Below are 14,320 nucleotides of genomic sequence, written 5' to 3'. Positions count from 1 at the left end.
GTTGGCGAAACGAACCTTCCTCGACTTCGAGCAGCCGGTGGCTGAACTCGAAAGCAAGATTGAAGAGCTGCGTTATGTACAGACCGAATCGGCGGTCGACATCTCGGAAGAAATCGATCAGCTCGGCAAGAAGAGCCTGCAGCTCACCAAGGACATCTACAGCGACCTGACGCCCTGGCAGATCACGAAGATCGCGCGCCACCCCGAGCGTCCCTACACGCTCGACTATGTGCATGAGATCTTCACGGACTTCGTCGAACTGCATGGCGACCGTCACTTCGCCGACGACCTCTCGATCATCGGTGGCTTGGCGCGCTTCAACGGTACGCCCTGCATGGTGCTCGGCCACCAGAAAGGCCGCGATACCAAGGAGCGCACGGCGCGCAACTTCGGCATGAGCAAGCCCGAGGGCTACCGCAAGGCGCTGCGCTTGATGAAGACGGCCGAGAAATTCAAGCTCCCGGTGTTCACCTTCGTGGATACGCCAGGTGCCTATCCTGGCATCGACGCCGAAGAACGCGGCCAGTCCGAAGCCATCGGCCGTAACATTTTCGAGATGGCGCAGCTCGAGGTGCCGATCATCGTGACCATCATCGGAGAGGGGGGCTCCGGCGGAGCGCTCGCCATCTCTGTGGGTGATCAGCTCCTGATGCTGCAGTATTCGATCTACTCGGTGATCAGCCCGGAGGGCTGCGCCTCGATCCTTTGGAAGACCAGCGACAAGGCGCAGGAAGCGGCCGATGCGCTGGGCATCACTGCGCATCGGCTCAAGGCCCTGGGGCTGGTCGACAAGATCGTCAACGAGCCGGTTGGGGGTGCGCACCGCGATCATCGGCAGATGGCCGCGTTCCTCAAGCGGGCGCTCAACGATGCGTTTCGACAGGTCAGCGATCTGACGCCGAAAGAGCTGCTCAATCGCCGCTACGAACGTCTGCAAAGCTACGGCCGCTTCTCGGACACCAAGGCCGAAAGCAGCAAGTAGGGCAGCGCGCGGGCTATGGCCTGCGGCCCGGCTCCTCATGGAGAATCCCGCCGCCCTCGCGCTAGCGTCCTGGGCGGCACCCTTGCCCCTGGGCATTGCCTATAGCGGCGGGGCCGATTCCACAGCCTTGCTGCACGCTGCCGCAAGCCTTTGGCCCGGTCAGGTGCATGCACTTCACGTCAATCACGGACTGCAGCAGGCGGCCGGCGAGTTCGAGGCCCATTGCGTGGCTGCCTGCGCCGCACTGGGCGTCCCTCTGCACGTGGGGCGGATCGATGCCCGCCATGCGCCGGGCGACAGCCCGGAGGATGCGGCGCGCCGCGCCCGCTATTCGACGCTGGCGGCTCTGGCCCGCGTTCACAACTTTGAGCATGTCGTCCTGGCGCAGCATGCCGACGACCAGGTCGAGACCATGCTCATTGCGCTCAGCCGCGGCGCCGGCCTCGACGGCCTGGCTGGCATGCCTCGGCAGATGCAGCGGCACGGCGTGAGCTTTCATCGTCCCTTGTTGGAGGTGCACGCAGCCGCGCTGCGCGGTTGGATAGCCGTCAGCGGCACTGCCTGCATCGACGACCCGAGCAATTCAGATCTGCGCTACACGCGCAACCGCATCCGACAACAGGTGATGCCTGCCCTCGCCGCGGCGTTGCCGCAATTTCGCGAGACCTTTGCGCGTTCGGCGCGCAATGCGGCGAGGGCATCGAGCCTGCTCGCGGGCCTCGCCGCCGCGGACATCGCGCAGGCAGGAACGCCGCCTGCGCTGGCTGTCTTGCGCACGCTGCCGCGCGAGCGTTTGGCCAACGCCTTGCGCTACTGGCTCAAGCGTGAGCATTTCGCCGTCCCCAGCGAGGCGCAACTCGAGCAATTGCTCGAACAGATCGCGGCCTGCAGCACGCGGGGCCATCGCATCCGGCTCAAGATCGCGAATGGCCGCGTCGAGCGCGAGGGCGACAAGCTCCATTGGTACAATGCTTCGCCCTTGCCGTAGCCCGCAGTCATTGCGCTGAAGTTGGCTGTCGACGGGCGCACGGATGTCGCCGTTGCGGCATCCGAATACTTCTCTTTCACTTCACCCATGGCATTGATCGTTCATAAATACGGCGGCACGTCGATGGGCTCGACCGAGCGCATCAAGAATGTTGCCAAGCGCGTTGCCAAATGGGCGCGCGCCGGCCACCAGATGGTCGTGGTTCCAAGTGCCATGAGCGGCGAGACCAATCGCCTGCTCGGCCTGGCCAAGGAACTGGCGCCCGCCAAACCCGGCGAAGACCACAACCGCGAACTCGACATGCTGGCCTCCACCGGCGAGCAGGCTTCGTCGGCCCTGCTGGCGATCGCGCTGCAGGCCGAGGGCATGCAGGCCGTCAGCTATGCGGGTTGGCAGGTTCAGGTGAAGACCGACAGCGCCTTTACCAAGGCGCGCATCGAGAGCATCGACGACGAGCGCGTGCGCGCGGACCTTGAGGCCGGCAGGGTCGTCGTCATTACCGGTTTCCAGGGCGTCGACGACGCCGGCAACATCACGACGCTCGGGCGCGGCGGCAGCGACACATCGGCGGTGGCGATCGCTGCTGCGATGAAGGCTGACGAATGCCTCATTTACACCGATGTCGATGGCGTCTACACCACCGATCCTCGTGTCGAGCCCGACGCGCGCCGCCTGGCTACCGTGAGCTTCGAAGAGATGCTCGAGATGGCGAGCCTGGGGTCCAAGGTGCTGCAGATCCGCTCGGTCGAGTTCGCAGGCAAGTACAAGGTACCGTTGCGTGTGCTTTCGAGCTTCACGCCATGGGACATCGACATCAACGAAGAAGCCAAGTCCGGCACGTTGATCACTTTCGAAGAGGACGAAAAAATGGAACAAGCCGTCGTATCCGGCATTGCCTTCAATCGCGACGAAGCCAAGATCTCGGTGCTGGGCGTGCCTGACAAGCCGGGCATCGCCTATCACATCCTGGGCGCCATCGCCGACGCGAATATCGAGGTCGACGTCATCATCCAGAACCTGAGCAAGGATGGACGCACGGACTTCAGCTTCACGGTGCACCGCAACGATTATGCGAAGGCGATCGACCTGCTCAAGGCCAAGGTGCTGCCCACGCTGGGCGCGGCCGACATCGTCGGCGACACGAAGATCTGCAAGGTCAGCATCGTGGGTATCGGCATGCGCAGCCACGTCGGCGTGGCGAGCAAGATGTTCCGCGTGCTGAGCGAGGAGGGCATCAATATTCAGATGATTTCCACCAGCGAGATCAAGACTTCGGTGGTGATCGACGAGAAATACATGGAGCTCGCCGTGCGCGCGCTGCATAAAGCCTTCGACCTCGACCAACCTGCCGCCTGAAGCTGGCATAATCGTGAGTTCCGGAACTGTGACCGAGTGGCCGAAGGTGCTCCCCTGCTAAGGGAGTATGGGGTGTAGAGCCTCATCGAGGGTTCGAATCCCTCCGGTTCCGCCAGATAGCAAGCAAAAACGGCCCTCCATGGGCCGTTTTGCTTTTCTGCCACGCCCTGCGCCCTAGCGCCGATTCCTTGGGGTCGCGATCTCACAATTTCCCCGCCGCCGCGCGACAATGATGTCAGCATGACGCAGTCATTACCTCACCCCGACGACCTGACAGATGCCGAGCTGGCGGAGCATGCGAAGGCGTGGCGCCGGCAAGCCCTGCGCGGCGACCGCAGTGCGCGGGCGCCCGCGCACGCCTACGAGACGGCGTTGCGCGAACGCGTGCGTGCCTCGATGGCTGCTGAGCTGATGACCACCAGCACCTCCAGTGAGCCCGAACGCAAGCGTCCCTGGTGGCGCTTCCTGTGGCCTTCCCAGGACGATCGCACCGCTTCATGACCGGGCCGCCGCATCCCGGCGCTCCGCTATTCCTTCGCTGGGCGATGGCCTGCGCCGTACTGGTGCTGGCGGCATTGCACGCCCAAGCGGGGCTGATTACAGGGCGAGTCATCAAGGTGGCCGACGGCGACACCATCGTCGTCGTCGATGGTGCAAAGGTGCAGCATCTCATTCGTCTGGGCTCCATCGATGCGCCCGAGCACAGCCAGCCGTTCGGCAGGCGTGCGGGTGAAAGCCTCGCCGAAATGGTGGCCGGCAGGATGGTGCGCGTGCAGGTGCGCGCCGCGGATCGCTTCGGAAGGAGCGTGGGTGTCGTCTTCCTGGGTGATGTCGATGTGAACCGGGCGCAGATCGAGCGCGGCATGGCGTGGTGGTATCGAAGCTACGCCCTCGAGCAGAGCTCTCGCGACCGCGCCGGCTATCGGCGCGCCGAACAGATTGCACGCGCGCGGCGCCACGGGCTGTGGTCGGATCCGCGTCCCATTCCGCCCTGGACCTGGCGCCACCGCATCGATCCCCGCGCGCGTTCACCAGGTCGGGCCTTGCTCGGTAGAACTGATTGACACATAAACAATTGAAAAGTAATGTACTGGCATCTTTTGAGGTGCCCGCACATGAAAATCGCTATCCTCGGTGGTGGTCACGGCTGCTATGCCGCAGCCGCCGATCTGTCCGAATCCAGCCACGAAGTCCGTCTCTGGCGCCGTGATGCAGCCGCGCTCGGCGCGGTCCTGGAGGCCGGCTCGATCCGGTTGAAAGACGCGCAGGGCGAGCGGGACGTGAAGATCGCCCTGGCCACCGGGAACATCGGGGACGCAATGCGCGGTGCGCAGCTCATCCTGATTCCGTCCCCCGCCATTGCGCAGGCAGACATCGCACGCGCCATGGCGCCGCACCTTGTCGATGGACAAGTCGTGTTCCTGCCGCCAGGCACGTTCGGCAGCTATGTCATGGCGCGCATCGCGCGCAAGGCCGGCAGCACCGCCGACGTCGCTTGGGCCGAGACCGGCACACTGCCTTATCTGGCGCGCAAGCATGGTGAGCGCGAGGTCAACGTCACGATCCGCGCGATCCACCTGCCGACGGGTGTCTACCCGGCGCGCAAGGAAGAGGAAGCGATCGCGCTGATTCGGCAGGCCTACCCCAGCGTGCACGGCTGTGGCGACGCTCTGTCGGGCGCGCTGATGAACGCAGGGCCCGTGATACACCCGCCATTGATGGTGATGAACGCCGCCCCGCTGCAGCATTTCGAGCGCTGGGACATCCACAACGAAGGCACGCAGCGCGCGGTTCGCGCCGTCACCGACCAGTTGGACAACGAACGCATCGCGGTACGCGAAGCCTTCGGGCACACCGGTCCGCATTACCCGCTGGCCGACCACTACAACAACGACAAATGGATGTACGGCGACGCGCACAAGAAGCTCGTGAAGTCGGGCGACTGGCGCGAGAACATCGATCTCTACACCCACCGCTACATCACCGAGGACACAGAACTCGGGTTGGCGTTTCTCGCATCTGCGGCGCGCTACGCCGGTGTCGACGCGCCCATCGCGCACGGCCTGCTGGCCATCGTGGGTGGCTTTCTTGGCCGGGATCTTCGCAAGGGCGTGCGTACCTTCGACACGCTCGGCCTGAACGACCTGAGCCGCGATGCCTTGAAGGAACGACTCCATGAAGGCGCCTGAATCCGCGCCGCGGTTTGCCGCAGTCGGCGCCGGCCGCATGGGGCGAGGCATCGCGATCGCATTCGCCTACGCCGGCCATCGCATCTCCCTGGTCGATCTGCGGGTGCGCAGCGAAGATGCCTGGCGGAAGCTGCGTGATGAGGCCCGTGAAGAAATCGAATCCAGCCTGACCGGTCTGGCGCAGCTTGGCGTGCTGAGGCGCGAGCAGGTGGCGGAGATTGCGTCCCGCGTCGATCTGGTGGGTGTGGCTGATGCGCCGCGCGCACTGGGTGCCGCCGAACTTGTGTTCGAAGGCGTCCCCGAAACCCTCCAGGCGAAGCGCGAGGCTTTCGAGCAGATCAACGCGCTGTGCCGTTCCGACGCGATCCTCACGTCGACGACCAGCAGCATCCTGGTCACGCAGATTGCCGAGTTGGTGCGTGGACCCGAACGCTTCCTCAACATCCATTGGCTCAATCCCGCCTACGTGATTCCGGTGGTGGAGCTCAGTTGCCATGCCGGCACCGACCCGGCCGTGCTCGCACGCGCAAAGCAGCTGATGGAGGCGATCGGCAAGCTGCCGGTCGTGTGCGGCGCGACACCTGGATACATCGTGCCTCGACTGCAGGCGCTCGTCATGAATGAGGCTGCTCGAATGATCGAGGAGGGCGCGGCCACGGCCGAAGAGATCGACAAGGCGACCCGCTTCGGCCTGGGGCTGCGCTTCGCCGCGCTGGGCGTGGTCGAGTTCATTGATTTCGGGGGGTGTGACATCCTGCATCACGCAAGCCGCGAGATGTCAGCCTCCATCGACGCGAACCGCTACCAGGCGCCGGCGATTCTCGATCGCATGATGAGCGAGGGGCGCCTCGGGCTGAAAACCGGCAGTGGTTTCTACGACTACGGAGGGCGCGACGTAGCCGCCTATCGTTCCGATGTGTTGCTGCGCACCCTCGGCATGCTCAAGCATGCCGGCCTGTGGCAGCCTCCCGCCCAAAGCACCCTCGACTGAATCCCGCGCCATGACCGTGCCCCCCATCCGACGCGCGTTCGCCGATCTGTCAGTCGGGCAGATCCACCATGCCTCTTGCGGGGACTCGGACGCACCCGCGGTGCTTTTTCTCCATCAGACGCCTCGAAGCTGGGAGGAGTATCGGGCGGTGCTGCCCTTGGTCGGACGGCACTATCACGCCATCGCGATGGACACCGTCGGCTTCGGCGACTCGGCGCCCGCGCCCTGGCCCCCGACCATCGAGCGCTGGGCGGCGGTCGCCGTTGAATTGCTCGACGTACTGGGCGTGCAAAGGGCCCACGTGGTGGGGCACCACACTGGCGGCGTTATCGCTGTCGAGATTGCAGCCGCATTCCCCGAGCGCGTCGGCGCACTGGTGCTGTCGTCGACGCCGTTCACCAATGATGCCTTCCGCCGCGCGCGCGCCGATCGTCCGCCGATCGACGAAGTCGAACCCAGCAACGACGGGTCGCACCTGGCTGCGATGTGGCGCAATCGGCAGGCCTTCTATCCGTCGGCCCGGCCCGATCTGCTCCAGGCTTTCGTGCGCGATGCCTTGAAGGTCTCGGGTTCGCTCGAGGGCGGACATCGGGCGGTGGCATCGTACCGCATGGAAGAGCGCGTGGGCCTCGTCACGCATCCCACCCTGGTGATCCGCGCGCCGGACGATCCATTCGCATCACCGCACGCGCAGGAGCTGGCGGAGCATCTGCATGACGCGCGCATCGTCGATATTGTCGGCGGCATGGTGCCGCTGCCGGATCAACTGCCGCAGGCCTTCGCGCAGGCGTTGCTGGACTTCCTCGATTGCCTGCCCTGAAGGGCTCATAAGGCAAGCTCTCCGATAAAGGCCGCTGAAGTGCCACGGCGCAGGGTTGTCCACCGGGCTTGGTTGTGGACAACGCGCTGGCCCTTTGTCAGGCCACGAAGCGTGTTGTCCACAACTGCGAAGCACCCGGTGGTCAACCCGTGTTCAGCGCGAGGTCTTTGCGTGTCTGCGGCATTGACGCCACCAAGGAGAACGATCGAAGGTATCGACCGACTTCCGTGCCCCTGCGGTGACTGCCTGGTGTGCTCGCCTTTCGAAGGCCCAAGTGAGACCCGCAGCCCGCAGGGTGCCGGAAGGCCACGACGGGCCACAGGATGTAGCGCCAGGCCTACCCAGCTGGAGCGCCAATTTATGAGCTTCCCGCCGCGCCTTCCGACACGGACAGTCATACCGCAACTTCCAGGAGTCTGTCCATGAGTACCAATGCTTCCAGCGACGTGTTTGCCGGCCTGGACTGGGCCGTGCACACCCATGCGGTGTGTGTCATCGACGCTGCGGGCGCCATATGTGAGCGCTTCGAGATCGCCCACAACCGCGAGGGTCTGGCCGAGCTGATGCGACGCCTGGCGCGTTTCGGCGCGCGCGTGCGCATCGCCATCGAGCGGCCTTCGGGCCTGATCGTGGACGCCCTGGTCGAGGCCGGCCATCACGTCTTCCCGATCCATCCCAACGCGGTCAAGGCCTCTCGACCGCGCTACCGCAGCCACGGCGCCAAGAGCGATGCTTCCGACGCCTACCTGCTGGCCGACCTGCTGCGTACCGACGGCCACCGCTGGAGGGAGCTGTCGCCGCAGTCCGATTCGATCCGCGCTTTGCGTGCTCTGGTGCGCTCGCGCGACGACCTCGTGGCCACCCGCGTGGCGCTGGGCAACCAACTGCGCAGCACCTTGGAGGCCTTCTGGCCCGGCGCGGCCAGCATCTTCGCCGACATCACCTCGCCCATCGGATTGGCGTTCCTCAAGCGCTATCCCTCGCCTGCTCGACTCAGCGAGGCAGCCCTGCGACGCTTCTGTCGCAGCCAGCACTACAGCGGCCGTCGAAGCCCGGCCGAGCTGCTGGCACGCCTGAACAGTGCCGCAACGGGCCTGGCCGGCCCGCTCACCAACGAGGCTGCCGCGCAGCTCGTGCGCTCGATGGTGGCGGTGCTGCAGCCGCTGGTCGAGCAGATCGCCGTGCTCACACGGCGCATCGAGCGCTTCGTCGAGTCGCTGCCCGACGGACAGATCATCATGTCCTTCCCGCGTGCCGGCCACGTCTGCGCCGCCCAGATCCTGGCTGAGCTCGGCGACGTGCGCGAGCGCTTTCCCACCCTCGACCAGTTGACCGCCGACGCCGGTGCGGTCCCAGTGACCTACCAGTCCGGCAAGACCCGCAGCGTGGCCTTCCGATGGGCCTGCAACCACCGCCTGCGCCAGGCCGTCACTTGCCTGGCCGACAACTCGCGCCACGCCAACGAATGGGCCCGCGGCATCTACACCGCCGCCCGAGCACGCGGCTGCGACCATCCACACGCAATTCGCATCCTCGCCCGAGCGTGGTTGCGCGTGATCTGGCGCGCCTGGACTGACCGCAAGCCCTATGACCCCGAGCTCCACCTCGGCGCTCACAAGCTTGCTTCCCATCAGGGAGGTTGACACCGGATGTCTCACTCCTCCTCCTCTTCGGCTTCTTCCGCCGGCGCCCCTTCGTGCAGTTCGATGATGCGGCGCAAGGTCGTCTTCAGCGCTTCGGCGCTTTCCAGTCCGAAGGGTTCCATCACACGCAACTCGTGTTCGCGCGCGAGTTCCATCAAGTGCTTGACGGTTCGTTCCCCCGCATCGGTGATGCGCACCAGCGTGATGCGGCGATCACTGTCGTGGGGCAGGCGCTCCACATGGCCCTTGACCGTCATGCGGTCGAGCATGCGGGTGACGGTGGGCTGCTTCATGACCGCGACCTGCGCGAGCCGACCGATGCTCACAGGCTCGCCGCCCGCGAGTGTTGCCATCACGCGCCATTCCGACACCGAAAAGCCGTGTTGTCGCGCGACCTTGTGGAACTCGGACGAGATCAGGTGGCTCGCCTGCGCAAGCAGCGCCGGCAGGTAGTCATCCACGAATCGGCGCGGCACCGATGCGGCCGCGCGTGCGGGCACATTGCTTGCGTGTCTAGGGTTATTCATGATTGTGGATAGATTGAGTTCTAAAGAATATACGTACTTCGCGCCACAGGGTTCGAGGGTTTACAAGGAGCATCATGGCTGAGAGGTCATTTGTCGAGGAAGTCAAGAAGCTGCGCCTGGGTGCTGGAGAAGTCTTCAGCGGCGAAGGCATTCTTGCGGTGACCAAGGCGCTGCTTGAATCGGGCGTTGCCTACGTCGCCGGCTATCAGGGCGCGCCGATCTCCCACCTGATGGATGTGCTGGCCGACGCGCAGGACATCCTGGCGGAGCAGGGCATCCGCTTCGAGAACAGCGCGAGCGAGGCCACCGCGGCGGCAACATTGGCTGCATCGGTCAACTACCCTTTGCGCGGTGCCGTCACCTTCAAGGCCACCGTGGGCACCAATGTGGCCTCCGATGCACTGGCCAATCTCGCCTCGGGCGGCGTCACCGGCGGCGCGCTGATCATCGTCGGCGAGGACTACGGCGAAGGCTCGTCGATCATGCAGGAGCGCAGCCACGCCTTCGCAATGAAGTCGCAGATGTGGCTGCTCGATCCGCGGCCGAACCTGAGCTCCATCGTGCAGGCGGTGAAACAGGGCTTCGAGCTCTCGGAGGCCAGCAACACACCGGTCATGCTGCAGCTGCGCATCCGCGCCTGCCACGTGCACGGCCAGTTCGTCGCCTCCGACAACGTGCCGCCCACCTTCACGCTCAAGAGCGCGCTCGAGAGCCCGCAGCGCGACGTCAGCCGGATCGTTCTGCCCCCCGCGAGCTTCGTGCACGAGCAGGAGAAGGTCAGGGACCGCTGGCCCGCGGCCGTGCGCTTCATCGAGGAGCGCAAGCTCAACGAGTTTTTCGCGGAGGACGCCGACGACATCGGCATCATCGTCCAGGGCGGCAGCTACAACACCATGGTGCGCGCCCTGGAGCGCCTGGGCCTGGCCGACGTGTACGGCAACTCGAAGGTGCCGCTCTACGTGATGAACGTCGCCTACCCGGTGATCGACAGCGAGATCCTGCGCTTTTGCGAGAACAAGCGCGCCGTCCTGCTGGTCGAGGAAGGCCAGCCCAACTTCGTCGAGCAGAACCTCGCGTCCATCCTGCGTCAAGCCGGTTGCACCGCGGCGCTGCATGGCAAGGACATGTTGCCCGTGGCCGGCGAATACACGGCTTCCGAGCTGCTGAAGGGCGCGCGCACATTCTTCGAGCGCTACGAGCGTCTGGCGCCGCTGCCCGTGCCCGCGCCGGCGCGCAAGATCATTCCGTTGACCGAGGTCGCCGCCATCGGTATCGACGCCGCGCCGGAGCCCTCCCGGTCGATCGACGAGAACGTGCATGCGCGGCCACCGGGCTTCTGCACCGGCTGCCCCGAGCGTCCGATCTTCAGTGCCATGAAGCTGGTCGAGCGAGAACTGGGGCCGCACCACATCAGCGCCGACATCGGCTGCCACCTGTTCTCGATCCTGCCGCCCTTCAACCTCGGCAACACGACGATGGGCTATGGCCTTGGCGCCGCGGGCGCCGCGGCGCTCAATGTGCCGGCGGGCAAGCGGGCCATCTCGATGATGGGCGACGGCGGCTTCTGGCACAACGGCCTGACGAGCGGCATCGCCAACGCGGTGTTCAATCGCAGCGACAACCTGACGATCGTCGTCGACAACAACTACACCTCCGCCACCGGCGGCCAGGACATCCTCTCGTCGACCGCGCTCAATCCGACGCGCAGCACCGGCCACGCGATCGAGAAGGCGGTGCGCGGCGTCGGCGTGAACTGGGTCAGGACACTGCGCCGCACCTATGACATCGCCGGCATGCGCGATGCCCTGCGCGATGCGCTGACCACCCAGGAAAAGGGCCCCAAGGTCCTGATCGCGCAATCGGAATGCATGCTCAACAAGCAGCGCCGCGAAAAGCCGCTGGTGCGCAAGGCCGTGGCCGAAGGCAAGCGGGTCGTGCGCGAGAAGTTCGGCGTCGACTCCGATACCTGCACGGGCGACCACTCCTGCATCCGGCTCTCGGGCTGCCCGTCGCTGTCGATCAAGCCCAACCCCGATCCGCTGCGCACCGACCCGGTGGCGACGGTGCTCGACAGCTGCGTCGGCTGCGGCGTGTGCGGCGAAGTCTCGCACGCGGCCGTGTTGTGCCCCTCGTTCTACAAGGCACAGATCGTCAGCAATCCGGGCTGGTGGGACCGCGCGCGCGAGAAGCTGCGCGCCTCGGTCATCGGCTGGATCCAACGCGGAGAAGCCCAGCGCCGAGAGCGCTACGCCTTCTGAACTCGTGCACACACAACAAACCCACAGATGAATTCGGTTCAACCCATCAAGATCGCGATTCTCGCCATGGGCGGTGAAGGCGGCGGCGTGCTGGCCGACTGGATCGTCGATCTCGGCGAGCACAACGGCTACATCGCCCAGACCACTTCCGTCCCCGGCGTCGCGCAGCGGACCGGCGCGACCATCTACTACGTCGAACTCTTCCCCGAGGCGCAGGCCGCGGCCGACGGCGGCCGGCCCGTGCTGGCACTCATGCCCTTGCCGGGCGACGTGGACATCGTGCTGGCCTCCGAACTGATGGAGGCTGGCCGCGCGGTGCAGCGCGGCCTCGTCACGCGAGAGCGCACGACGCTGATTGCATCGACCCACCGCGTCTACTCGATCGCCGAGAAATCCGCGATGGGGGACGGCCGCGTCGACAGCACGCAACTCGTCGCGCATGCGGACGGCGCCGCCAAGCGCTTCATCCGCTTCGACATGGCCGAGGCGGCCGAGAAGGCGGGCAGCGTGATTAGCGCCGTGCTCTTCGGCGCGCTCGCCGGCGCCGGTGTGCTGCCGTTCAGCCGCGCCCAGTTCGAGGCGACCGTGGAGCGGGGCGGCGTCGGTGTCAAGCCGAGCCTGAAGGCCTTCGGCGGGGCCTTCGATCGCGCGCAGCGCGGACCGGAACAGCCCGCTGCGGAGTCGAAGCCGACACCCGTCGTGACAGCGCCGCCAAGTCCCACGCATCCCGCCGTGCGCGCGCTGGTGCAGCGGGTGCAGCAGCAGTTTCCACCCGCCGCGCACTACCTCCTGCTGGAAGGCGTCCGCCGGCTGATCGACTATCAGGACCCGGCCTACGCAGACACCTTTCTGGACCGCATGCAGAAGGTGCACGCGCTGCCCGCTCGCGACGATGGCCGGCTGGCGGAGGCCACCGCGCGGCATCTTGCGCTCTGGATGTCCTACGAAGACACCGCGCGCGTCGCCGCCCTGAAGACGCGCGCTTCCCGTTTCGAGCGCGTGCGCGGCGAAGCGCGCGTGCAGTCGGACCAGGTGCTTGCGATCAACGAATACATGCACCCGCGCCTGCAGGAGATCTGCGAGACGCTGCCCGGCGGCATCGGCCGCTGGCTGATGAACTCGACCGGTCCGCGGCGGCTGGTGGAGCGCTTCACCAGGAAGGGGCGCGTCATCCAGACCAGCTCGCTGCGCGGCTTCCTGATGCTGCGCTGCGTCGCGGGCATGAAGCGCTGGCGCCGCTCGACAATGCGCTTCGCGCAGGAGAACCAGCTGATCGAGCAATGGCTGGAGCGCATCGCGCAGACGGCCGCCTTCAACCCGGCGCTGGCGGTGGAGATCGCCGAATGCCAGCGCCTGGTGAAGGGCTACAGCGATACCCACGAGCGCGGCCTGCGCAACTATGAAGTCGTGATGGAAGCCGCACGCCGCGCGGGCGCGACACTGGCCCCCGCCACGCTGCGCGAATTGCGCGAAGCTGCCCTTGCGGACGAACACGGCCACAAGCTGCGGGCCGCACTGGCGCAGCACGCGCTGGCTTGAACGAGAGAACGCAACGCCATGTCCCACGAAGCCCCTGCCACCCTCGCACTGCGTGTCGTCGAGGCGCGCGCCTTGAATCCCTTGATCCGCATGTTCCGGCTGCGCGCCGAGGACGGCGCGGCCTTGCCGGGCTTCACCGCGGGCGCGCACATCCGCGTCAATGTCGAACTCCCCGACGGCAGCCATGATTGGCGCCACTACTCGCTGATCAACCGGGCCCCGCGGCCGGACGCCACCGATGCGCCCGGCGAGTACGTGATCGCCGTTCGCCGCGAAGCCGACGGCCGTGGTGGATCGCGCTTCATGCACGAGCACCTGCAGGAGGGCGATTCGCTCACCGTCGAGGTGCCCAAGAACGACTTCCCGCTGCACGAGGGCGCGGGCGGCACGGTGCTCATCGCAGGCGGCATCGGCATCACGCCGCTTATCAGCATGGCGGCGCGCCGCAAGGCGGAGGGCAGACCGGTGCGCATGCACTATGCCGGCCGCAGCCGCGACCTGATGGCCTTCCTGCCCGAACTGGAGGACTTGCTGGCCGACGACCTGTTGGTGCACGCCGATGCCGAGGCCGGCGGTCCGCTCGACATCCAGGCGCTGCTCGACGGCTGCACGGCGGACCAGCAGCTCTACGTCTGCGGCCCCAAGGTCATGCTCGACGCCGTGCTGGCGGCGACGCAGGCGCGCGGCTGGACGCATGATCGCGTGCACTTCGAGCTCTTCACCACGCCGGTCGTGGAAGAGGGCGATCACCCCTTCGAGGTCGAGTTGGCCCTGTCCGGCAAGCGCTTCATGGTGCCCGCCGACCAGACCATCCTCGACTGCCTGATCGAGCACGGTTGCGATCCGATGTTCGACTGCAAGCGCGGCGAGTGCGGCGTATGCGCGACGCCTGTGATGTCCGGCGAGATCGACCATCGCGACTACGTGCTGACCGCCCGCGAGAAGGCCGAGGGCAACGTGATCCAGATTTGCATTTCGCGCGCCAAGGGCAATCGCCTGGTGCTGGACATCTGATCGAAGAGACCGC

At 66.0% G+C, this 14,320-nt stretch carries 13 protein-coding genes and 1 tRNA gene; 13 read left to right on the top strand and 1 reads right to left on the bottom strand.

The window, feature by feature from the left end; all coding sequences use genetic code 11:
* Position 1: 1 nt before the first annotated feature.
* The 10 genes from AC1DNF_RS07065 to AC1DNF_RS07020 all read left to right on the top strand — a co-directional run bounded on the left by AC1DNF_RS07065 (position 2) and on the right by AC1DNF_RS07020 (position 8,969).
* Positions 2-982 (top strand): acetyl-CoA carboxylase carboxyltransferase subunit alpha, encoded by a 981-nt coding sequence (locus AC1DNF_RS07065; RefSeq protein ID WP_478147857.1) that lies wholly within the window; start codon positions 2-4, stop codon positions 980-982.
* Between the two features lie 37 nt (positions 983-1,019).
* On the top strand, positions 1,020-1,970 hold the full coding sequence (gene tilS, locus AC1DNF_RS07060; protein ID WP_478147856.1) for a tRNA lysidine(34) synthetase TilS: 951 nt from the start codon (positions 1,020-1,022) through the stop codon (positions 1,968-1,970).
* 87 nt (positions 1,971-2,057) lie between these two features.
* The gene (locus AC1DNF_RS07055; protein ID WP_478147855.1) at positions 2,058-3,326 is read left to right on the top strand and encodes an aspartate kinase; all 1,269 of its coding nucleotides are present in this window, start codon (positions 2,058-2,060) and stop codon (positions 3,324-3,326) included.
* A 22-nt stretch (positions 3,327-3,348) separates the two neighbouring features.
* Positions 3,349-3,441: transfer RNA gene (locus tag AC1DNF_RS07050), tRNA-Ser, on the top strand.
* A 125-nt stretch (positions 3,442-3,566) separates the two neighbouring features.
* On the top strand, positions 3,567-3,827 hold the full coding sequence (locus AC1DNF_RS07045) for a hypothetical protein (RefSeq protein ID WP_478147854.1): 261 nt from the start codon (positions 3,567-3,569) through the stop codon (positions 3,825-3,827).
* Positions 3,824-4,390 (top strand): thermonuclease family protein, encoded by a 567-nt coding sequence (locus AC1DNF_RS07040; RefSeq protein ID WP_478147853.1) that lies wholly within the window; start codon positions 3,824-3,826, stop codon positions 4,388-4,390. The genes AC1DNF_RS07045 and AC1DNF_RS07040 overlap by 4 nt, the downstream gene beginning before the upstream one ends.
* Before the next feature lie 51 nt (positions 4,391-4,441).
* Entirely contained in the window at positions 4,442-5,515 is a 1,074-nt protein-coding gene (locus AC1DNF_RS07035; protein ID WP_478147852.1) for an NAD/NADP octopine/nopaline dehydrogenase family protein, read from the top strand.
* The gene (locus AC1DNF_RS07030; protein WP_478147851.1) at positions 5,502-6,506 is read left to right on the top strand and encodes a 3-hydroxybutyryl-CoA dehydrogenase; all 1,005 of its coding nucleotides are present in this window, start codon (positions 5,502-5,504) and stop codon (positions 6,504-6,506) included. The genes AC1DNF_RS07035 and AC1DNF_RS07030 overlap by 14 nt, the downstream gene beginning before the upstream one ends.
* Positions 6,507-6,516: 10 nt before the next feature.
* Entirely contained in the window at positions 6,517-7,326 is an 810-nt protein-coding gene (locus AC1DNF_RS07025) for an alpha/beta fold hydrolase (protein ID WP_478147850.1), read from the top strand.
* Between the two features lie 422 nt (positions 7,327-7,748).
* The gene (locus AC1DNF_RS07020; protein WP_478147849.1) at positions 7,749-8,969 is read left to right on the top strand and encodes an IS110 family RNA-guided transposase; all 1,221 of its coding nucleotides are present in this window, start codon (positions 7,749-7,751) and stop codon (positions 8,967-8,969) included.
* Between the two features lie 11 nt (positions 8,970-8,980).
* Here AC1DNF_RS07020 and AC1DNF_RS07015 read toward each other — a convergent pair whose 3' ends face one another.
* Entirely contained in the window at positions 8,981-9,496 is a 516-nt protein-coding gene (locus AC1DNF_RS07015; protein WP_478147848.1) for a MarR family winged helix-turn-helix transcriptional regulator, read from the bottom strand.
* 74 nt (positions 9,497-9,570) lie between these two features.
* Between AC1DNF_RS07015 and AC1DNF_RS07010 the strand changes: the two genes are divergently transcribed.
* From AC1DNF_RS07010 to AC1DNF_RS07000, 3 genes are read left to right on the top strand one after another with little or no spacing between them, the layout of a single operon-like run.
* The gene (locus AC1DNF_RS07010) at positions 9,571-11,754 is read left to right on the top strand and encodes a thiamine pyrophosphate-dependent enzyme (RefSeq protein WP_478147847.1); all 2,184 of its coding nucleotides are present in this window, start codon (positions 9,571-9,573) and stop codon (positions 11,752-11,754) included.
* Between the two features lie 27 nt (positions 11,755-11,781).
* The gene (locus tag AC1DNF_RS07005; protein ID WP_478147846.1) at positions 11,782-13,293 is read left to right on the top strand and encodes an indolepyruvate oxidoreductase subunit beta family protein; all 1,512 of its coding nucleotides are present in this window, start codon (positions 11,782-11,784) and stop codon (positions 13,291-13,293) included.
* 18 nt (positions 13,294-13,311) lie between these two features.
* On the top strand, positions 13,312-14,307 hold the full coding sequence (locus AC1DNF_RS07000; RefSeq protein ID WP_478147845.1) for a PDR/VanB family oxidoreductase: 996 nt from the start codon (positions 13,312-13,314) through the stop codon (positions 14,305-14,307).
* Positions 14,308-14,320 lie beyond the last annotated feature (13 nt).

The organism is Variovorax sp. 01T432, from assembly GCF_056398605.1.
This window is presented reverse-complemented; position numbering and strand designations above follow the sequence as displayed.

What these genes read in the sequence shown, in the direction of transcription:
- tilS (WP_478147856.1), top strand. Translation starts at nt 1,020, where the DNA reads ATGGAGAATCCCGCCGCCCTCGCGCTAGCGTCCTGGGCGGCACCCTTG.
- AC1DNF_RS07055 (WP_478147855.1), top strand. Translation starts at nt 2,058, where the DNA reads ATGGCATTGATCGTTCATAAATACGGCGGCACGTCGATGGGCTCGACC.
- AC1DNF_RS07045 (WP_478147854.1), top strand. Translation starts at nt 3,567, where the DNA reads ATGACGCAGTCATTACCTCACCCCGACGACCTGACAGATGCCGAGCTG.
- AC1DNF_RS07040 (WP_478147853.1), top strand. Translation starts at nt 3,824, where the DNA reads ATGACCGGGCCGCCGCATCCCGGCGCTCCGCTATTCCTTCGCTGGGCG.
- AC1DNF_RS07035 (WP_478147852.1), top strand. Translation starts at nt 4,442, where the DNA reads ATGAAAATCGCTATCCTCGGTGGTGGTCACGGCTGCTATGCCGCAGCC.
- AC1DNF_RS07030 (WP_478147851.1), top strand. Translation starts at nt 5,502, where the DNA reads ATGAAGGCGCCTGAATCCGCGCCGCGGTTTGCCGCAGTCGGCGCCGGC.
- AC1DNF_RS07025 (WP_478147850.1), top strand. Translation starts at nt 6,517, where the DNA reads ATGACCGTGCCCCCCATCCGACGCGCGTTCGCCGATCTGTCAGTCGGG.
- AC1DNF_RS07020 (WP_478147849.1), top strand. Translation starts at nt 7,749, where the DNA reads ATGAGTACCAATGCTTCCAGCGACGTGTTTGCCGGCCTGGACTGGGCC.
- AC1DNF_RS07015 (WP_478147848.1), bottom strand. Translation starts at nt 9,496, where the DNA reads ATGAATAACCCTAGACACGCAAGCAATGTGCCCGCACGCGCGGCCGCA.
- AC1DNF_RS07010 (WP_478147847.1), top strand. Translation starts at nt 9,571, where the DNA reads ATGGCTGAGAGGTCATTTGTCGAGGAAGTCAAGAAGCTGCGCCTGGGT.
- AC1DNF_RS07005 (WP_478147846.1), top strand. Translation starts at nt 11,782, where the DNA reads ATGAATTCGGTTCAACCCATCAAGATCGCGATTCTCGCCATGGGCGGT.
- AC1DNF_RS07000 (WP_478147845.1), top strand. Translation starts at nt 13,312, where the DNA reads ATGTCCCACGAAGCCCCTGCCACCCTCGCACTGCGTGTCGTCGAGGCG.